Genomic DNA, 20201 nt, shown 5'->3' with positions numbered 1-20201 from the left:
GCGTCAGGGGACGGGACGGCAATGGCGATGCGCGTTCATGCGATGGCGTGACGTCACCATGCTCTGTGGGGCGAGGAGGAGGCCCCATGTCCCCGAAGCTCAGCGTCGTCGTGCCGTTCCACAACATCGAGGAGTACTTCCAGGAGTGCCTGGAGTCGCTGGCCGGCCAGACGCTGCGCGACATCGAGGTGATCCTGGTGGACGACGGGTCCACCGACGGCAGCGCCGTCATCGCCAAGGAGATGTGCGCCCGCGACCCCCGGTTCCGCCTGTTCATGCGGGAGCAGGAGGGCCCCGGGCCCGCCCGCAACGCCGGGGTGCGGCAGGCGCGGGGCGAGTACCTGTCCTTCGCCGACGCCGACGACGTGGTCGTCCGGGACGCCTATTCGCGGCTGGTCGCGTCCCTGGAGCGGACGGGTTCCGACATGGCGGGCGGCAACGTCCAGCGCATGGACGAGGAGCGCACGTGGCAGTCGCCTCTGCACGACGGTGTGTTCACGGAGTCCTGCTCGCGGACGCATGTGTCGTCCAAGCCGGTCCTCATGCGCGACCGCACGCCGTGGAACAAGGTGTACCGGCGCGACTTCTGGGAGAAGGCCGGCCTGGAGTTCCCCACCGGCTTCTACGAGGACCCTCCCGTCATGGCGCGCGCGCACGCGCTGGCCCGTTCCGTGGACGTCCTCAGCGAGACGGTCTACTACTGGCGCAAGCGGCCGGGGTCCATCACCGGCGACCGCCATGACCTGGAGAACATCCGGCAGCGTTTCGTGTCCGCGTCCGCGCTGCGGGAGGCGATGGCCGAGTACGCGCCCCAGCTCCTGAACGCCTACGACGAGCACTCCCTCATCGAGATCGACCTTCGTATCCTCCTGGAGGCCCTCCCCAGGGCGCGGGACGAGGACCGCGAGGAACTCGTTGCCACGGGCGCCGCGCTGGCCCGGCGGATCGGGCCCCGCGTGCTGAAGCGGCAGCCCGCGATCATGCGCCTGCAACTGCACCTGCTCTGCCGCCGGATGCTGCCGGAACTGCTGGAGGTGCTGCGGTTCGTCCGGCTCCGCCGGGTGCCGGACGCGCCGCGCGTCCGGCGCGGCCTGCGGCACCGCTGGTACGCCGAGTTCCCGTTCTTCGAGGACGAGGAGCGCGGCGTCCCCGCGCACGTCTACGACGTCACCGACGAGCTGACCCCGGTCGCCGCGGTCGACCGCGCGGACTGGGTGGACGGCCGGCTCCGCATCGAGGGCCACGCCTACATCCGGCACCTGGACTCCTCCACCGAGGACGGCTCCCGGATCCGGCTGTGGCTGCTGGCGGCGAACAAGCGCGGCCTGATGCGCGTACCGGTCACCCGGGTCCGCAGGCCGGACGTGACCGCCCGCTCGCGGCAGTCGGCGGTGTCCTACGACTGGTCCGGCTTCGCCGCCGAGATCGACCCGGCGGCGCTGCGCATGTTCGGGCGCTGGCGGGACGTCGACTGGGTGCCGTGCGTGGAGATCGTCAACCGGGGGCTGCGGCGCCGTGCCACGCTCGGCAACCCGCGCCTGCCCGCCCGGCAGTGGCCGGACGACCGCGAGTGCGCGCCGGGCGTCCGCGTCCAGGGGGTCGCCGGGCGGCACAAGTTCACCGTGCAGGTGCGGCGGACGCGCGCCGCGGTCGTCGGCTGCCATCTGGAGGGCGGCGAGCTGTGCCTGGACGGCTGGAGCCGCGCCCCGCTCGGCGACGAGCCGCGGGTCATCGCGACGCCGAAGGCGGGCCGGGCCACCGTGACCGGCCCGGTCGAGCGCGTGGGCGGCGAGGGGTTCCGGGCCCGGCTGCCCGTCGCCGGGCTCGCCCGCCGGGAGGGGAACTGGGAGATCGGCCTGCCGGGCGGCGTCCGGCCGTACCTGGACGCCGACGTCGCCGGGACCGGCCTGCCCGTCCCCGGCGGCGAGCTGGAGATCGCCAGGACGCGGCGCGGCACGCTGCGGATCGTCGTGCGCGGCCGCGCCCTCATCGTCGAGGAGGTGTCCTGGTCGCCCGAGGGCGCCCTGCACCTCGCGGGGACGTGCACCGACCGCGTCGGGCGGCCCGACTCCCTGACGCTGCGGCGGCGGCGCTCCGCGGAGGAGCACGTCATCGGGCTCGTCTGGGACGGCGACCGCTTCACCGCGCGGTTCTCACCCGCGCGCATGCCGGTGTTCGGGCTGTCCCGCCCGCTGGTGACCGGCCGCTGGGACGTCCTCACGACCGTCGGCGGGCAGGAGCAGCCGGTCGTCATCAGGCGCCACAGCCTGCGCACCCTGCCGGAGCCCTTCGAGGCGGGCCTGCACCGCATCACCGTCCGCGTCCAGAACACCGACCAGATGCTGCTGCGGGTGGAGACCGCGCTGGACGACGACGAGCGCGGAGCCTATGCGCAGAGCCGGATACGGTCCGGGCACTACAGGCGCCACCTCAACCTGCCCGTGCGCGACCTCGCGGTGTTCGACGCGTACCGGGGACGCCAGTACTCGTGCAACCCGCGGGGCATCTACGACGAGCTGCGGCGGCGCGGAGCAGACCTGGAATGCGTGTGGGTCACCGAGAACGGCCAGTTCGGCCGTCCCGCCGGGGCCCGCACCGTCCTCGTCGGCACGCGGGAGCACTACGAGGCGCTCGCCCGCGCGCGCTACGTCTTCGGCAACTGGTCGCAGAAGGACTGGTTCGTCAAGCGCGACGACCAGATGTACGTGCAGTGCTGGCACGGGACGCCGCTGAAGAAACTGGGCTACGACGTCAAGGAGATGCCCTTCAAGCGCACCGAGGGCGTCGACTGGATGGAGTACGACGTCCCCCAGTGGGATCTGCTCCTCGCGCAGAACGCGTTCTCCGTGCCGCTGTTCCGGCGGGCGTTCCGCTACAACGGCGACGTCTTCCAGAGCGGCTATCCCCGCAACGACATCCTGAACAGCCCGCACCGCGGCGAGATCGCGGCGGCGGTCAGGCGGCGGCTCGGCATCCCCGCCCACAAGCGGGTCGTCCTGTACGCGCCGACGTGGCGGGACGACTTCCACCACGCCATCGGCAAGCGCGCGTTCAGCCTCGAACTCGACCTCGACGAGTTCCGCGCCGCGCTGGGCCGCGACCACGTCCTGCTGCTGCGCACGCACTACCTCGTCACCGACCGGCCGAAGCTGCGGCCGGGCGACTGCGTGATGGACGTGTCCGTCTATCCCGACATCTCCGAACTTTTCTTGATCTGCGATGTGCTCGTCACGGACTACTCGTCGTCCATGTTCGACTTCGCCGTCACCGGCCGGCCGATGGTCTTCTTCGCCTACGACCTGGAGCGCTACCGCGACCACGTGCGCGGCTTCTACTTCGACTTCGACGCGGAGGCCCCCGGGCCGCTGCTGCGGACGTCGCGGGAGGTCGTCGAGGCGCTGCGCGACCCGGCCGCGCTCGACGCCGGGTTCCGGGAGGCGCGCGCCGCGTTCGCCGCCCGGTACTGCCCGCACGACGACGGCCAGGCCGCCGCCCGCGTCCTCGACCGCGTCCTGCGCTGATCCACCCGGACCACCGCCCCGCCCACCACCTCGTTCACCGCCCCGCCCACCACCCGGACCACACCACCCCGCCCACCCCATCTCGGAGCCGCTCGTGTCCCCGCAAGTCAGCATCGTCGTCCCGTTCCGCAGCACCGGCGGCCGCCTCGCCGAGTGCCTGGAGTCGCTCGCCGCGCAGACGCTGCGCGACATCGAGGTGGTCATGGTGGACGACGCGGCCGCCGCCGGCGAGGCCGCCGTCGCCGAGGAGTTCGCCGGGCGCGACGACCGCTTCACGCTGCTCCGGCCGGACCCCGCCACCGCCGCCGGCGACGCCGGCGTCGAGCGGGCCGAGGGCAGGTACCTGGCGTTCGCGGACGGCGAGGACGCGCTGCCGCCCTACGCGTACGAACTGCTCGTCGGCACCCTCGACTCCACCGGATCGGACATCGCGGGCGGCAACGTCATGTGCCTGGACGAGGAACACGTCTGGCAGTCCCCGCTGCACGCCGAGCCCTACGCGAAGACGATGCTGTCGACGCACGTGACGCGGCACCCCGCCCTCCTCCAGGACCGCACCCTCTGGAACAAGGTCTACCGCCGCTCGTTCTGGGACACCCACAACCTCGAACTGGGCACGGACCAGGACGCCCTGGTCGCCGTCCAGACCCAGCTCCTGGCGTCCCTCGTGGACGTGCTCGACACCACCGTCTACTACTGGCGCGACCGCCCGGGAACGGCCACGCGGGTGCGCCCCGACTCGGCCCACATCACCCACCGGATGGCGACCCTCACGGCCGTCCGGAACTACGTCCACGACCACGCACCCGAGCTCCTCGCCGTCCACGACATGTACGCGCTGGACCTCGACGTGCGCGAGCTGATGCTCGCCCTGCCCGGCGCCACCGGCGAGGAGCGCGAGAGCCTGGTGAAGCTCGGCGCCGAGGTCGTCGCCGACGCCGACCGCTCGGCCGCCGCCGGGCTGGAGGCGATCCGGCGCCTGGAACTGCACCTGCTCGGCGAGCGCATGCTGCCCGAGCTGCTCGACGTGCTCCGCTTCGAGGAGGGCGGCCTCCAGGACGCGCCGGTCGTGCTCAAGGGGCGCCTGCGCCCGCGCTGGTACGCCCGCTACCCGTTCTTCGGGGACGAGGAGCGCCGCGTCCCCGAGGCCGTGTACGACGTCACGGACGAGATCGGCCTGTGGGCGGACGTCGACCGCGTCGAATGGGACGTCGACACCCTCATCGTCGAAGGCCACGCCCACTTCGACCGGTTCGACGTGTCGTCCGCCGCGGACTCCCGCATCCGGCTGTGGATGCGGGACGCCAAGACGGGCCGGGAGATCCGGCTGCCGGTGGAGCGGGTCCGGCGCCCGGACGTCACCGCGAAGTCCGGCCAGGCCGCGGTGTCCTACGACTGGTCGGGCTTCACCGCGCGGGTGGAGCCCGAGTACCTGCTGGACGGCGACGAGTGGCGGACGGCCACCTACGAGCTGTTCGCCGAGGTCTCCATGGCGGGCCGCAGGGCGGTGCAGCGGCTCACCGCGACCGCCCCGGCGGTGCGCTGGACGGCGGCGCGGCAGGTGGACGAGCACGTGGCCGTCCAGCCCGCCGCCGGTGACGACGACGTGTTCGTCGTCCACGTCAAGCGGGCCAAGGCCGTCCTCACCCGCATCCGCGTCGACGGGGACGTGCTCGAACTGTCCGGCTGGACGCGGCGCGCCCTCGGCGCCGGCGCCGCCATGGTCGCGGCCCGCCGGCACGGGGGAGAGGAGGTCCGCGGGGAGGTGACGCTGCGCCAGTCGTCGGTCCTGCGGATGGCGGAGGGCACCGGCTTCGACTTCACCGCGCGGCTCCCGCTGGAGTTCCTGACCTCGTACCGGAACGGCCCCGCGCCCTGCCAGGCGCACCTGCGGGACGCCATCGACTGGGACATCCGGCTGACCGGCGAGGGCGGCCCGCTGCGCCTCACGGTCGCGAGCAACGTCAAGCCCATGCGGTGCCTCCTGCCCGTGCCCGAACTGCCCGCGCCCGAACTGCCCGCGCCCGACCAGCCCGCGCCTGAACAGCCCGAGGGCGCCGCCGGGCCGCGCAGGGAGTTCGCGCTCACGCGGACGGCGTTCGGCAACCTGCGCGGCGTCGAGCGCAGCGCCCGCCCGGTCGTCCGGACGGCCGAATGGGACGACGACGGGCAGCTCACGCTGTGCGGCGACTCCGCCGACCCCGAAGGCCGCCCCGGCCACTTCGTGCTCCGGCGGCGCAGGTCGGGCGATGAGCACCGCGTCCCGGTCACCTGGGACGACGACCGCTTCACAGTGGCCTTCACGCCTGCCGCCCTGGCCGTCTTCGGGACGGATCTGCCGTTGAGCAGCGGAACGTGGGACGTGCTGGCGCGCGCGCACTCCACCGACGGGACGCACTCCATCGACGGGGAGGTGGCGGTCGTCGTCGAGCGCGAGGCGATTCCGGCCCTGCCCGCCTGGCGCCGCGCGGGCACGCACGAGTTTGAGGTCGGCGTCCACCAGACCGATGCGCTGGTGCTGCACAGCCGCCCCGCCCTCGGCGAGGACGAGCAGGGCGGCCACGCACAAGCACAGCTCTGGCAGCGCGACTACCCCGTCTACCTGCGCAGCCCCCTGGCGGACATCGCCGTCTTCTCCAGCTACGACGGGGCTCAGTACAGCTGCAACCCCAGGGCCATCTACGAGGAGCTCGCACGCCGCAACACCGACGTGGAGTGCGTGTGGGTCACCCGGGACGGCCAGTTCTCCGTCGACGCCCCGGAGGACGCCAACACCAGGACGGTGCTGGCGGGAACCCGCGAGCACTACCGCGTGCTCGCGCGCGCACGGCACATCATCACCAACCACCGGCTCCCGGCCTGGTACGTCAAGCGCGAGGGCCAGACCTACGTCCAGACCTGGCACGGGACCCCGCTGAAGCGGATCGGCCATGACCTCCAGGACGTCCCCTACCAGCGCACCGAGCGCCGGACCTGGCTGAACTGGGAGGTGCCGCGCTGGGACCTGCTGCTGTCCCCGAGCCCGTACGCCACCGAGGTCATGCGGCGGGCGTTCAAGTACGACGGCGAGGTCACGGAGTCGGGCTCCCCGCGCAACGACATCCTCAGCACCCCCGAGTGGGAGAGCGTCGGGACGGGCATACGCAAGCGCCTGGAGATACCCGACGGGAAGAAGGTCGTCCTGTACGCGCCGACCTGGCGGGACGACCGGCGCCACGCCCCCGGCAAGCAGGGCTTCTCCCTCGAACTCGACCTGGAGACCCTGCGCGGCACCCTGGGCGACGACTACGTCCTCCTCGTGCGGGCCCACCACTCCGTCACCGACAAGGCCGTCCCCGGGACGGACGACTTCGCCATCGACGTCACCCGCTACCCCGACGTGGCCGAGCTCTACATGGCGGCCGACGTGCTCGTCACGGACTACTCGTCCGCCATGGTCGACTACGCCGTCCTGGGCCGCCCCATCGTCTTCTACACCTACGACCTGGAGTGGTACCGCGACCAGCTGCGCGGCCTCTACATCGACCTGGAGGCGGAGGCGCCGGGGCCGCTCGTGAGGACGCCGGCCGAGGTCGCCGAGGCGGTCAAGGCCGCGCCCGGCGGCGAGGACCGGTACGCCGACGCCTACGACCGCTTCTTCGTGAAGTACTGCCCGCACGACGACGGGAAGGCGGCGGCCAGGGTCGTCGACCGCCTCTTCGGCGAAGGCGACGCGTAACGGGCGGCCGGTGCGTCAGCCCGGCCGCCGGGCCCGCGCGAACAGCCACGTCCCGGGGCAGCCGCCCAGCGGCAGCCGCCGCTCCACCGCGGCGGACAGCCGCAGCGCCTCGTTCGCGAGCGGATGCAGCGGGGCGAGGTCCTCGCGGCGGGCCGTCCGGTGCCTGAGCCGGCGCAGCAGCGGCCGGAGCAGCACGCCCCGGCTCCACAGCCCCTCCAGCACCAGCCCGGCGCCCTCGATCAGCTCGGCGAGCGCCTGGCGGCTGTAGCGGCGGACGCGGCCGGCCGCCACGTCATGCGCCGACCACAGCGCCATGTCGCACGGCGCGGACACCAGCGCGACGCCGCCGGGCCGCAGCACCCGGGCGATCTCCGCCGCCGCGCGCGCGTCGTCCTCGACGTGCTCCAGGACGTCCAGCGCCAGCGCCAGGTCGTACTCGGACGGCGGCAGCGGCAGGTAGCGCGCGTCGCCCTCGTACGCCTCGGCGCCGTGCGCGCGCGCCAGCGACACCGCGTCCGGGCTCAGGTCGATGCCGGTCGCCCGCCAGCCGTGCTCGGCGAGGACCCGGCAGGCCGCGCCGGACGCGCAGCCGATGTCGACGGCCGTCCCCGGCATGCTGAACCGCAGCAGCTCCGCGGTCAGCACGTCCCGCCGCTCGCGGTACCACCAGTTGTCGTTCTCGATCCGCGCGACCCGCCGGAGCTCGATCGTGTCCACGGGACAAGCCGACGGCATCGGCGGCGGCCCGTTCCACCGTCGTCGCCGTACGCGGGCGGATCGTTGACCCGCGCTTGACCCCGCCCCTGCGCTCGGCCCCGCGCCCGAGGGGTCAGCGCTTGCGGCGCCGCCGCACCAGGAACCGGATCGCGAGCAGCAGCGCGACGAGCCCGCCGACCGCCGGGACGGCCCGCTTGGCGACCGAGGGCCCCGCGACCTCTAGCAGGTCGATCGCGTCGTTCTCGTCCGCCACGTGCAGCGGGCGGCGCTGGGGACGCTCCGGCGCGGCGGCGGGGACGGCCTCCTCGGCCCTTGCGACGGCCTCTTCCGTGGCCTTCACCGGGCCGGGCTTGTCGGCCGGCTCCGCGGGCGCCTCGGGTTCGGACTCCGGCTCCGGCACCGCGACGGGCTTGGCGGGCGCCTCACCGATCGCCGCCGCGGCCGGGGCCTCGGCGGCCGGAGCCTCGGCGGCGGGGGCTCCGGGGGCGGGGGCCTCGGCGGCGGGGGCCCCGCCCGCCTCGCCGGACGACTCCAGCTCGGCCGCCAGCGCCTTGGCGAACCGGGAGATGATCTTCGAGCCGACCTCGGACAGGATGTTGCGGCCGAACTGCGCGGGCCGCCCGGTCACGTTCAGCTTGGTGTGCACGGTCACCCGCGTGGTGCCGTCCTCGGCGTGCAGCCGCGCCTGGACGGTCGCCGACGCCGTGCCGGAGCCGCGCGCCTCCTTCGCGGCGGCCTCCAGCGTCACGACGCGGCCGGACTCGTCCGCCGAGACGATCCGCGCGGTCCCGCGGTAGGTGATGGTCATCGCGCCGACCTTCACCTTCATCCGGCCCGAGTACTCCTCGCCGTCGACCGAGTCGAGCGTCGCGCCGGGCATGCAGGCCGCGACCCGCTCCACGTCGAGCAGCACCGACCAGGCCTGATCCACCGGTACGGGGACGGTGAATTCGTGGTCGAGCTCCATGAGCAAAGTCCTTATCGTCCGGAGAACTTGTCCGCGACCCTACGGCGGCGATCCGCCGCGTCGCCAGTGGGGCCGGCCGGCGGGCGGTCCGCCATGCGGCGCCGGTACCCGGTGCGGGGGCGATCATGCGGCCGGGTCCCGGGGCGACGGGACCCGGCCGCATGCTCGCGGCTCCGGGCGGCCGGCGCCGGTCAGCCGGCGGCGGCCGCCAGCGCCCGCGCGGTGAGCACGGTCGCCAGATGCGCCCGGTACTCCGACGACCCGTGCAGGTCGGTGGGCGGCTCGGTGCCGGCCGCGGCCTGCGCGGCGGCGGTGCGGTACGCGTCCTCGGACGCGGGCCCGCCCCGGACGGCGGTCTCGACCGCGCTCGCCCGCACGGGCACCGGACCCATGCTGCTCAGCGCGACCCGCGCGTCCGCGATGCCGCCGCCGTCGCGGTGGACGGCGCACGCGACGCCGACGATCGCCCACGCCTGCGCCGTCCGGTGGAACTTCTCGTAGTGCACGCCCCAGCCCGCGCCGAGCTTCGGCACGCGCACGCCGACGAGCAGCTCGTCCGGCTCCATCGCCGTCGTCATCCAGTCGACGAAGAACTCGGCGGCGGGGATCTCCCGCTCGCCGCGCACGGACCGGACGAGCAGCACCGCGTCCAGCGCCAGCGCGACCGCGGGCAGGTCGGCCGCCGAGTCGGCGTGGGCGAGCGACCCGCCGAACGTGCCGCGGTGCCGCACCGCCGGGTCGGCGACCGTCTCCGTCGTCACGGCGATCAGCGGGGCGTGCTCGCGGACCAGCGGGTCGCGCATCACCTGGTGGTGCGTCGCCATCGCGCCGATGACGATCGCGTCGCCGGCGTCGCGGATCTCGCGCAGCCCGTCGAGCCGGTCCAGGTCGACCAGCGCGTCCGGGATGGCGAGCCGCATCCGCAGCAGCGGCATCAGGCTCTGCCCGCCGGCCAGCACCTTCGCGTCCTCGCCCGCGTCCGACAGCGCCCTGACGGCGTCGTCGACCGTGGCGGGCCGCGCGTAGTCGAACGTCGCGGGGATCACAGGTCACCTCCGGCCGAGCCGAGGCCGCCGCCGGGGCCCGGTTCGGCGGCCGCGGGCGTGGCTTCGGCGCGCAGCGCGCGCCAGACGCGTTCGGGTGTGCACGGCATCGGCACGTCGTGGACGCCGTGCGGGCGCAGCGCGTCCACGATCGCGTTGACGACGGCCGGGGTGGAGGCGATCGTGCCCGCCTCCCCGACGCCCTTCACGCCCATCGGGTTGGACGTGGCCGCCGTCTCCGTGCGGTCGGTCGTGAACGTCGGCAGGTCCATCGCCGACGGGATGAGGTAGTCGGCCATGGTGGTCGTCGTCAGGTTGCCCTCGTCGTCGTACACGGCCTCCTCGTAGAGCGCCTGCGCGATGCCCTGCGCGAGCCCTCCGTGGACCTGGCCCTCCACGATGAGCGGGTTGACGACCTTGCCGACGTCGTCGACGGCCACGTACTTGCGGATCTTCACCATGCCGGTCTCGGTGTCGACCTCCGCCGCGCACAGGTGCGTGCCGTGCGGGAAGGAGAAGTTGTCCGGGTCGAACGTGGCGTCGGAGTCGAGGGAGGGTTCGATGCCGTCCGGCAGGTCGTGCGCGGCGAACGCGGCCAGCGCGACCTCCTGCAGCGTCTTGCCCTCCTGCTGGACGCCGCGCACGCTGAAGCGTCCGCCGCTGAACTCCAGGTCCTGCTCGGACGCCTCCAGCAGGTGCGCGGCGACCTTGCGGGCCTTGTCGACGACCTTCTCGCAGGCGGAGAACAGCGCGACCCCGCCCACGGCCAGCGAACGGGACCCGTAGGTGTCCATGCCCTTGTGCGAGATCGCCGTGTCGCCGTGCAGGACCTTCACGTCCTCGAACGGGACGCCGAGCCTGTCCGCGGTGATCTGCGCCCAGGCCGTCTCATGGCCCTGCCCATGCGCGGACGAACCCGTGACCACCTCGACCTTGCCGGACGGCAGAACGCGCACCGCCGCGTGCTCCCAGCCGCCCGCACCGTAGGAGAGGGACCCCAGCACGCGCGAGGGCGCGAGCCCGCACATCTCGGTGAACGTCGACACCCCGATGCCGAGCTGGACGGGGTCCTGCCGGTCCCGCCGGTCGGCCTGCTCGGCGCGCAGCTTGTCGTACTCGAACAGCTCCAGCGCCTTGTCCGTCGCCGCCTCGTAGTTGCCCGAGTCGTAGGTGAGGCCCGCGATCGTCTCGTACGGGAACTCCTCGTGCTTGATCCAGTTGCGGCGCCGCACCTCGATGGGGTCCATGCCCAGTTCGTTGGCCAGCTCGTCCATCAGCCGCTCGATCGCGTACGTGGCCTCGGGACGGCCAGCCCCCCGGTACGCGTCCGTGGGCATCTTCGTCGTGAAGACGCCCGTGCAGGTGAACGACAGCGCGTCCATCTTGTAGATGCCGTTGAACATGAACGCGCCCAGCAGCGGGATGCCCGGCGTGACCAGCATCAGGTACGCGCCCATGTCGGCCAGCAGGTCCACCTTCAGGCCGCGGATGCGGCCGTCCCGGTCGGCCGCGAGCGTGAGCCGCTGGATCTGGTCGCGCCCGTGGTGGACGGTCATGTTGCCCTCGCTGCGCGTCTCCGTCCACTTGACGGGCCGGCCGAGCCTGCGGGCCAGCAGCAGCGCGAGGACCTCCTCCCCGTACACCTGGAGCTTGGAGCCGAAGCCGCCGCCGACGTCCGGCGCGACGACCCGGATCCGGTGCTCGGGGATGCCGGTGACCGTGGCCAGCATCAGCCGCAGGATGTGCGGGATCTGCGTCGCCGAGTACAGCGTGAACTCGTCACCCTCCGGGACGCACAGCACCGACCGCGGCTCCATCGCCGTGGGGATGAGCCTCTGCTGGACGTAGCGGCGCTCGATGACGACCGGGGCGTCCCTCATCGCGGCGTCGAGGTCCCCGTTCTCGAACACCCACGTGTAGGACTTGTTCGTCCCGAGGTCGTCGTGGACGAGGTCGGCGCCGTCGGCCAGTGCGGCCTCCATGTCCACCACCGGGGGCAGCGGCTCGTAGTCGACGTCGATCTCTTCCAGGGCGTCCACGGCGGCGGCCTTGTCGCGGGCGACGACGCACGCCACGGGCTCACCGACGTAGCGCACCTCGCTCACCGCCATGGGCGGATGGTCCGGGTGCTTCATGTCCTCGGTGACGACCCACGCGCACGGCAGCGACCCCTGCTCCTCGGCGAGGTCGCGCCCGCTGAACACGGCGACCACGCCGGGGCTCTTCCTCGCCTGGGACGTGTCGACGGCCGAGATCCGCGCGTGCGCGATCGGGCTGCGCAGGAACGCCACGTGCAGCGTGCCCGCGGGGGTCATGTTGTCGGTCCACCGGGTGCGCCCCGTGATGAGCCGGGCGTCCTCCGACCGCTTGCGCGGGCTGCCGACCTCCTGCACGGTCACGGCGTCACCTCCCGTCCGGCGGGCTCGCGCATCTCGCTCGCCGCCCGCCGCACCGCCTTGACGATGTTCTGGTACCCCGTGCACCGGCACAGGTTGCCCTCGAGCCCCTCCCGGACCTCCTCCTCGGACGGGTCGGGGTTCTCCCGCAGCAGATCGAGCGACGCCATGATCATGCCCGGCGTGCAGTAGCCGCACTGGAGCGCGTGCTCCTCGTGGAAGGCCCGCTGCATCGGGTGCGTCTCACCGTCCAGGCCGAGGCCCTCGACGGTCGTGACGTCGCGGCCGTCCGCCTGGACGGCCAGCACGGAGCAGCTCTTGACGCTCAGTCCGTCCATCAGGACGGTGCAGGCTCCGCAGTTGCTGGTGTCGCACCCGATCGGGGTCCCGACCTTTCCCAGCCGTTCGCGCAGATAGTGGACCAGAAGGAGGCGCGGTTCGACGTCGTCCTCGTACGTCGTCCCGTCGACCTCGACACGGATACGTGGCATGCGTTTCTCTCCCAGGGACGTCTCGGGGTGGACATGGAGAACGATCCCCAGGGCGGGGCGCGCTGGTCGGGCCACGTCATCGGGGCCACCTCCGTGGAAGGCGACGCTCCGAACCTATGCCGCGGTTGAATTCCGTACTAGACCCCGGCATCGCTTATTTACCGACGTCTGATGCAACGATGGTCGTTATCGCACGCGAAACGGAACCTTCGGGGTAAGGGGCCGTTATGTTCCTCTTCTCCTCGTCTCGCCTTGGCTGCCTCGGTTCGCTGGCCGTGACGCTGGTGCTCAGCGGGATCGTCTACGTGCTCATCAGCCGCTGAGGGCTCATCGGCCGCCGAGCGCTCATCAGCCGCCGCCGGCCGCTCATCGGCCGCCGACCCGCGGGAAGTGTGCGGACACGCGGTGATCGGTTTGACAACGGCCGGTGACCGAGTGTCTCCTTGTGCTCGTGACCGAGCGCCCGTCGACCCAGGTGTCGACCAGCAGCCCCGCGGCCCCGCGCCGCGCGGCCTGTGCGCCGTGTCCTTCGTGTTGTTGTCGCTGAACCGTTCGCACCGGCCCGGCATCCGCACACGCGCGCAGTCACGCGCACATACACGAAGGACCCTTCTTCCCATGGACCTCTCCGTGGTTCCCGACATCACCATGCGAGGCCAGGACGACCCGCACGGCCGTACCGTCGCCGTCCGCCCGCCGACCGCCGGGCAGCTCGCCGCCCGCGTCCGGGACCTGGCGGGACGCCCCGACGAGTGGTGGGGGCTCGCCCGGTTCGACGCGGGCCGCCCGCGGGACGTCCCGCTGGGCGGCGGCGTCTGGCTGACGACCTGGCCGCCCGGCCACGGCGGTACCGTCCGCGGCGGCGTCAGCACCCTCGTCGCGGGCGAGCTGGCCGCCGTCACGATGACCGAGCGCGGCGTCACCGAGCGGCCGCTGCGCGCCAACCGGGTGCGGGTGCACGGCGGGCCGCAGGCGCTGACGAACCCCGGCCCGGCCTTCGCCGTCAGCCTGCACGCCGCCGCGGAGGCTCCCGAGATCCCCTGAGACCGCCGGGCCGGACGCCCCGCCTCAGCGCGGCCGGTCGGTGAGGTAGCGGGACGCCGCCTCCCGGCCGATGAGCGGCAGCAGCGCGAAGTAGGTCAGCGACGGCAGCAGCGACGGCAGCTCCGCCGGGTCGCCCGTCTCCATCTGGACGTGGATCGCGCTGTAGACGCCGCCGACGATCGCGTCGACCACCGCGACCGGGACGGGCGGCAGCGACGGGCCGGTGAAGAACGCGCGGAACCGGGCGAGGTCCTCCAGCCGCGCCTGCCGGACCTGCGGGCCCGCCGCGTTCGCCTCCACCAGCGACGCCCGCGCGAACCGGGGCTCGCGGGCCAGCGCGGTGAGCAGGGTGCGCAGCGCAGCGTGGATGCCGTCCGGCCGGCTCGGCGCCGCCTCGTACGCCTGCGTCATGCGGCCGAGCAGGATGTCCATGCCGCGCCGGTAGGCGGCGAGGAAGCACTCGTCCAGGTCGGTGAAGTGCGCGTAGAACGTCTTCTTCGTGACGCCGGCGGCCTCGGTGACCCGGCTGATCGTGGTGTGCGCGAACCCGCGCTCGGAGACGACCTGGACGAACGCGTCGATCAGCCGTCCCCGCTGGATCCCGGCGACGGTCTCGGGGGAGAGGCCGTGCCGTCCGGGCTTGATGGCGCGGTCGGGGTCGAGCGCGGACCGCGACCCGGGCAGCACGTCCGCGCAGCCCGCGTCGGGCGCCCCGGTCTGCCCCGTCATCGAAACCCGCTCCCCGCAGATCCGCTCGCTCGCCTGCCTTGGGGATCACCCTACTTCGCGATCCTCGGCGGCGGATCAGCGCAGGTGCCGGCGGCGCCCGCGGGTCAGGACCCGGACGGTCCCGACGAGGCCGAGGCCGATGAGGATCACCGGTGCCAGCACGGTCCCGGGCAGGATCCGCTCGTCCGAGAGCCCCTCGGCGAGGAACAGCCCCGCGAGGGCGAGGAAGAACACCCCCGTCACCGGGCCCGCCGGATCGAACCGGTACCGCCGCACGTCGCCCTTCCCCTGTCCGGCTTCCCGCCGCTCAGCCACGGTGCACGTCCACGTCTCCGACCTTCCCGCGTATCCGCAGTTCGATCACCGGCGGGTTCCCGCCCTTCGTCTCCGGTTCGAGCACCTCGGTGAGCTTGGCGTTGGGCCCGCTCGTCGTCCGGTTCTGCACGCGCAGGTCGCCGAGCGCGATCCGCGCGTCCAGGTCGATCCGGGCCGAGGGCGGCAGGGTGACCGCCAGCGCGCCGACGAGCACCTGCGCGTCGATGGTGACGCGCTGGCCGGGCGCGATCGGCAGCGCGGTGAGGTCCAGGTCGCCCTGGCCGAGGCCGATCTTGTAGGTGTGGTCCGTCTGCGACACGTCGGTGGGGCGCCAGCCCACGCTCCCGTACTCGGCGTTTCGCGGCATGTCCCCCGCCACGGTCGTGGTCAGCATGCTCAAGGTCAGCAGGGTGCCCGCCGTGGCGAGGCCGCGCGTGCGGAACCAGCCGCCGGCGACCAGGCCGAGCCCGATGGCCGCGAGCGCGGGCGCCATGACGATCAGCCACGAGTCGGGCGCCGGATACCCGCCGGCGACGGGGATCAGCGCCGCGCCCGCCGCCATCGCGGCCAGCAGCGTGATCGTCGCCGCGGGCGACCGGCCGCATCCCTGCTTCCGGGACGCCTCCCGCCCGGCCTCCGCCGCGGGCACGTCCCCGGCGGCCGCGTCGGCGTGGGCGGCGGAGTACTCGGCCAGGTCGATCATGCCCGCGGGCAGCCCGCCGCCCGTCCACCGCTCCCCGGAGGCGTCCTTGTCGAGCGACACGCCCGTGCCCGGCGGTACGCCGCCCGGCCCCGGCCGCTCCCACGCCGCGGACGGCTCCGGCGGGTGCCCGGCGAGCCGCTCGGGGACCGACCGCGCGACGGCGACCAGGTCCGTGCCCCGCGAGTGCGCCACCAGCAGCACCAGCCCGAACACCACCAGGACGGCGATCGTGTCGGTGTAGGCCCCGCCGAACAGGCTGAACGCGACGCCGACGCACAGCAGCGCGCCGAGGACCGCCAGGACGGCCTGCGCGTCGAACCACCGCCGGAACAGCTGCTCCGCCAGCGACGACTCGCCGGGGCTCGCGGGCATCAGCAGCGCCGCCACGATGTAGAGGAGGACCCCCTGCCCGTGCGCCAGCACGAGGATCGCGAAGCCCACCCGGAAGACGACCGGGTCGATGCCGGTGTGGCGGCCGAGGCCGGTGCACACACCGGCGAGGAGCCGCCGGTCGGCGACCCGCGCCAGCCGCGGATAGCCCGGTTCCGTCCGCTCCCGCGTCGCCCGGTCACTGTCCATGCCTGCCATGCCCATGCCCATATGGTGGCCCTCCGCCCGCCGCGCGGGGTATCGGGGACGTCCCTGATCCGACCCTGACCCGGGACCGGGGTACGTCCCTGATGCGCTCCGGCCCGCGGCGTGTGACGATCGGTGACGTGGGAGTTCCGAGGGAAGGGCGGCGGTGAGCCGGGAAGCGGTGGACGCGGAGGCGGCCGGGCGCCCGGACCCCGCGCCGGTGCCGGTCCCGCGCCTGGAGCGCGCGGCCGAGGGCAGGCTGCTGGCCGGGGTGTGCCGGGGGCTGGCCTCGCACCTCGGCCTCGACGTGGTGCTCGTCCGGGGCGCGTTCGTGCTGCTGACGGTGGCGAGCGGCCTCGGAGTCGCCGCGTACGCCGCGTTCTGGATCCTGGTGCCGGTGGCCGAGAAGCCGCCGGCGGACGGCGCCACGGCGGCCGTGCCCGCCGGGGGGCGGCGCGGCCGCGACTGGGGCCAGCTGCTCGCCTACACGGCCGTCACGCTGGGGCTGTCGCTGCTGCCGTGGAGCGCGGCCGGGGTCGTCCAGTGGGCGCTGTGGCCGTTCGCCGTCGGCGGGATCGGCGCCGCGATCCTGTGGCAGCAGGCCGACCGCGACCAGCGGCAGCGGTGGACGCTGCCGCTGCGCCAGCGGTGGCTGCGCAGCCTGCTCGGGCTGCTGCTGGTCGTCGGCGGCATCGGCGGCGTCGTCGTGCAGAACGTGGACGCCGCGCAGGCGCGGTCCGTGATCGTCGCCATGCTGATCATCCTGACCGGGGTCGCGGTGATCGTGACCCCGTGGGTGGTGCGGCTCTGGCAGGACCTGGACTCCGAGCGGCACGAGCGCATCCGCTCCCAGGAGCGCGCCGAGCTGGCCGCGCACATCCACGACTCGGTGCTGCACACGCTGACGCTGATCCAGCGGAACGCGCACGACACGCGCGAGGTGCAGCGGCTCGCCCGGTCCCAGGAGCGGACGCTGCGGACCTGGCTCTACGAGCCGCGCGCCGACCCCGACCTGACGTTCGCCGCGGCGATCAGGGAGGCCGCCGGCGAGGTCGAGGACGACCACGGCGTGCCCATCGAGGTCGTCTGCGTGGGCGACGCCTCGCTGGACGAGCGGCTCGGCGCGGCGCTGCAGGCCGCGCGGGAGGCGATGGTGAACGCCGCGAAGTACGCGGAGGCGCCGTCGGTGTCGGTGTACGCGGAGGTGGCGGGGGACGAGATCGCCATCTTCGTCCGCGACCGGGGCAAGGGTTTCGACCTCGACGCGGTCCCGGCGGACCGGATGGGCGTCCGAGGGTCCATCATCGGACGTATGGAGCGCAACGGCGGCAAGGCGACCGTCCGCACCGCTCCCGGTGAGGGCACCGAGGTTCGGCTGGAGATCAAGAAACCATGACTGAGGCTCTGAAGCGGGTCGTCCTCGTGGACGACCACCAGATGTTCCGGACCGGCGTGAAGGCCGAGCTGGGCGGGGGCGTCGAGATCGTCGGGGAGGCGGGCGACGTCGACGAGGCGGTGGCGGTGATCCGCGAGGCGCGGCCGGACGTGGTCCTGCTGGACGTCCACCTGCCGGGCGGCGGCGGGATCGAGGTGCTGCGCCGGCTGCACGGCGCCGTCCCGTCCAAGTTCCTCGCGCTGTCGGTGTCGGACGCGGCGGAGGACGTGATCGGGGTCGTGCGCGGCGGGGCGCGCGGCTACGTCACCAAGACGATCTCGGGCCCGGAGCTGACGGACGCGATCGGCCGGGTCGCCGAGGGCGACGCCGTGTTCTCGCCGCGGCTGGCCGGGTTCGTGCTGGACGCGTTCGCCGCGTCCGACGTCCCGGCGGTGGACCCCGAGCTCGACCAGATCACCCAGCGGGAGCGGGACGTGCTGCGGCTGATCGCGCGCGGCTACGCCTACAAGGAGATCGCCAAGGAGCTGTTCATCTCGGTGAAGACGGTCGAGACGCACGTGAGCAGCGTGCTGCGCAAGCTCCAGCTGTCGAACCGGCACGAGCTGTCGCGCTGGGCCGCCGCCCGCCGCCTCGTCTGATCGCCGCCTCGTCTGACCACCGCCTCGTCTGACCACCGGGGGCCGCCGTCCGCGCGGTGATCATTTCGCCGCAAACGTGTCTTGGTGCCCGATACAGTCGCTGGTCATGACATATCCTCCCCCCGGGTCCGGGTACCCGGGTCCCCAACCCCCTTTCCAGCCTCCTCCGGCGCCTCCCGGGCCGCCCGGGTACGGCGGCTCCCCGTACCGCAACGAGTCCACCAACGGGCTCGCGGTCGCGGCCTTCATCACCGGCCTGCTCGGCTGCCTCGGCGTCCTCGGGATCATCCTCGGGGCGATCGCGCTGAGCCAGATCGGCCGCAACGGCGGCCGCGGCCGCGGGCTCGCGATCGGCGGCATCGTCCTGTCCTCGCTCTGGCTCGTCAGCGCCGTCGTCATCGGCATCGCGGCCGCCGCCAGCGACTCATCGTCCGACGGCGGCGCCCTGCCGCGGCCGACGCAGAGCAGGACGCAGACGGTGGACGCGCAGAAGATGAAGGTCGGCGACTGCATCAACGACGCCGCGACCGCGTCCAACCCGGCCGGCGCCGAGCCGGTCGAGGTCGAGAGCGTGAAGATCGTGCCGTGCACCGGGCCGCACGACGGCGAGGTGGCGGCCGTCTTCCGGCTGACCGGCTCGATCATGCCGCCGGAGTCGGAGCTGCAGCGCCGGGCGTCGGACGGCTGCAAGATCCGCACCCGGGCGCGCATCGACCGCGACCCCGCGGGGAGCCGCCTCGGGAACTCCTACTACTACCCCACGGACGAGTCGTGGCGGCAGGGCGACCGCACCGTCACCTGCGTGATCGTCGCGGCGAGCGAGGGCGTGAAGCTCACCCGGCCGGTACGGCCCTGACGTACCCGGCGTCCGCCGGGCGGCCGGCCCGCCGCCCGGGCCCGCGGGACCCCCGTGACCGCTCCGGAGGCCCCGCGCGAACCCCGCCGGCTCACGGATGCGAGTCCCGCATCGTGCTCACGACCATCTCGGCCACCTGCTCGACCGTGGCCACGCCCTTCTCCATCGTCGGGCTCTCCCCGCTGCACACCGCGACCAGGAAGTCGTGGTCGCGTCCGGTGATGCGGCCGACGCTGTTCACCGTCCAGCCGTGCCCCTGACGGCGGACCGGCGTCCATCCGTTCTTCAGCGCCACCTTCTCGCCCGGACGGGCCGCCGCGCTGACGCCCCACGCCTGCTCCTTCACCACCGAGCCCATCAGCCCCAGGATGTACCGGCGGTTCGCCGGCTTGATGGGGCTGCTGTCCGACACGAGGGTCCGCAGCAGGCGCACCTGGTCGGCCGGTGTCGTCAGCGACGATCCCCATGACCCGGCGAACGGCGTCGTGTTCTTCAGGCCGAGGCTCCGGTTGGCCTTCCTGACGCCGCCGCTGCCGCCGGCCGCGGAGTACAGCGCGTCCGCCGCCGAGTTGTCGCTCTCCCGGATCATCTGCCCGGCGAGGTCCCGCTGCCCCCGCGTCAGCGCGTCGCGCCCGCGCTGGTGCCGCAGGACGAGGCTGGACAGGATGTCGACCTTCATGACGCTGGCGCTGACGAACCGGCCGTTCTCGTTCTGCCCGAACGACAGCCCGGTGCGCAGGTCGGTGGCCATGATCCCCGCCCTGCCCGGACGGGTGCCGAGGTAGTCGCGGACGGCGAAGGTCAGCGCCGTCCGGTCGAACGGGCGGGTCCGCCGCTCGTTCGCCACGGCGGCCTCCCGTCCGGGCTCGACCGCTTCCTTGGCGCCGACGGTCGCGCCGCTCTTGCGCTGCGGTGCGTCCGCGACGAGCCAGTGGGCGGTGAGCCCCGCCCCGGTGGCGCCCGCGGCCAGGGCGAGCACGATGATGTGGCGTCGCATCGATCCCCCCGAATTCGTGCGACCGGTGATGGTGCGCAGTGCGCGGATGGTGTGCGCAGTGCGCTGGACGGCGCGCGGTGCGCCGGGCGGCGCG

The 20201-nt window shown here is 73.6% G+C and carries 15 protein-coding genes; 6 read left to right on the top strand and 9 right to left on the bottom strand.

Annotated features, from left to right (window positions below; all coding sequences use genetic code 11):
- Positions 1 to 86: 86 nt before the first annotated feature.
- The gene (locus CHF16_RS03280) at positions 87 to 3521 is read left to right on the top strand and encodes a bifunctional glycosyltransferase/CDP-glycerol:glycerophosphate glycerophosphotransferase (RefSeq protein WP_089324388.1); all 3435 of its coding nucleotides are present in this window, start codon (positions 87 to 89) and stop codon (positions 3519 to 3521) included.
- A gap of 94 nt (positions 3522 to 3615) precedes the next feature.
- On the top strand, positions 3616 to 7239 hold the full coding sequence (locus CHF16_RS03275; protein WP_179271367.1) for a bifunctional glycosyltransferase/CDP-glycerol:glycerophosphate glycerophosphotransferase: 3624 nt from the start codon (positions 3616 to 3618) through the stop codon (positions 7237 to 7239).
- A gap of 15 nt (positions 7240 to 7254) precedes the next feature.
- Here CHF16_RS03275 and CHF16_RS03270 read toward each other — a convergent pair whose 3' ends face one another.
- The 5 genes from CHF16_RS03270 to CHF16_RS03250 form a co-directional block, all read right to left on the bottom strand.
- Positions 7255 to 7956 carry a class I SAM-dependent methyltransferase gene (locus CHF16_RS03270; RefSeq protein WP_089324386.1) on the bottom strand — a complete coding sequence of 234 codons (702 nt, stop codon included), beginning with the start codon at positions 7954 to 7956 and terminating at the stop codon, positions 7255 to 7257.
- Between the two features lie 112 nt (positions 7957 to 8068).
- Positions 8069 to 8923 carry an SRPBCC family protein gene (locus CHF16_RS03265; protein ID WP_143227859.1) on the bottom strand — a complete coding sequence of 285 codons (855 nt, stop codon included), beginning with the start codon at positions 8921 to 8923 and terminating at the stop codon, positions 8069 to 8071.
- Between the two features lie 191 nt (positions 8924 to 9114).
- On the bottom strand, positions 9115 to 9969 hold the full coding sequence (locus tag CHF16_RS03260) for an FAD binding domain-containing protein (protein ID WP_089324384.1): 855 nt from the start codon (positions 9967 to 9969) through the stop codon (positions 9115 to 9117).
- Positions 9966 to 12365 (bottom strand): xanthine dehydrogenase family protein molybdopterin-binding subunit, encoded by a 2400-nt coding sequence (locus CHF16_RS03255; RefSeq protein ID WP_089324383.1) that lies wholly within the window; start codon positions 12363 to 12365, stop codon positions 9966 to 9968. Before CHF16_RS03255 ends, CHF16_RS03260 begins: the two co-directional genes overlap by 4 nt.
- Entirely contained in the window at positions 12362 to 12853 is a 492-nt protein-coding gene (locus CHF16_RS03250) for a (2Fe-2S)-binding protein (protein ID WP_089324382.1), read from the bottom strand. The genes CHF16_RS03255 and CHF16_RS03250 overlap by 4 nt, the downstream gene beginning before the upstream one ends.
- 618 nt (positions 12854 to 13471) lie before the next feature.
- Between CHF16_RS03250 and CHF16_RS03245 the strand changes: the two genes are divergently transcribed.
- Positions 13472 to 13897 (top strand): cupin domain-containing protein, encoded by a 426-nt coding sequence (locus CHF16_RS03245; RefSeq protein ID WP_089324381.1) that lies wholly within the window; start codon positions 13472 to 13474, stop codon positions 13895 to 13897.
- A 24-nt stretch (positions 13898 to 13921) separates the two neighbouring features.
- On the opposite strand, the gene CHF16_RS03240 is transcribed toward CHF16_RS03245, so the two are convergent.
- From CHF16_RS03240 to CHF16_RS03230, 3 genes are all read right to left on the bottom strand, one after another.
- Complete coding sequence (locus CHF16_RS03240) at positions 13922 to 14626, bottom strand: TetR/AcrR family transcriptional regulator (protein ID WP_089324380.1); 705 nt, start codon at positions 14624 to 14626, stop codon at positions 13922 to 13924.
- Positions 14627 to 14701: 75 nt separating this feature from the next.
- Positions 14702 to 14941, bottom strand: a complete 240-nt coding sequence (locus tag CHF16_RS03235; protein ID WP_143227858.1) for a hypothetical protein — start codon at positions 14939 to 14941, stop codon at positions 14702 to 14704.
- Positions 14934 to 16238, bottom strand: coding sequence for a PspC domain-containing protein (locus CHF16_RS03230; protein WP_179271366.1), 1305 nt, complete (start codon positions 16236 to 16238; stop codon positions 14934 to 14936). The genes CHF16_RS03235 and CHF16_RS03230 overlap by 8 nt, the downstream gene beginning before the upstream one ends.
- Before the next feature lie 217 nt (positions 16239 to 16455).
- Here CHF16_RS03230 and CHF16_RS03225 point away from each other — a divergent pair, with 217 nt between their 5' ends.
- The 3 genes from CHF16_RS03225 (at position 16456) to CHF16_RS03215 (ending at position 19110) form a co-directional block, all read left to right on the top strand.
- Positions 16456 to 17616 (top strand): ATP-binding protein, encoded by a 1161-nt coding sequence (locus CHF16_RS03225; RefSeq protein ID WP_089324617.1) that lies wholly within the window; start codon positions 16456 to 16458, stop codon positions 17614 to 17616.
- Entirely contained in the window at positions 17613 to 18254 is a 642-nt protein-coding gene (locus CHF16_RS03220) for a LuxR C-terminal-related transcriptional regulator (protein WP_089324377.1), read from the top strand. Before CHF16_RS03225 ends, CHF16_RS03220 begins: the two co-directional genes overlap by 4 nt.
- A 106-nt stretch (positions 18255 to 18360) precedes the next feature.
- Complete coding sequence (locus CHF16_RS03215; RefSeq protein WP_089324376.1) at positions 18361 to 19110, top strand: DUF4190 domain-containing protein; 750 nt, start codon at positions 18361 to 18363, stop codon at positions 19108 to 19110.
- A gap of 91 nt (positions 19111 to 19201) precedes the next feature.
- Here CHF16_RS03215 and CHF16_RS03210 read toward each other — a convergent pair whose 3' ends face one another.
- Positions 19202 to 20107, bottom strand: coding sequence for a serine hydrolase (locus CHF16_RS03210; protein ID WP_089324375.1), 906 nt, complete (start codon positions 20105 to 20107; stop codon positions 19202 to 19204).
- Positions 20108 to 20201 lie beyond the last annotated feature (94 nt).

Source organism: Actinomadura meyerae (genome assembly GCF_900188445.1).
Taxonomy (GTDB): Bacteria; Actinomycetota; Actinomycetes; order Streptosporangiales; family Streptosporangiaceae; genus Spirillospora; species Spirillospora meyerae.
This window is presented reverse-complemented; position numbering and strand designations above follow the sequence as displayed.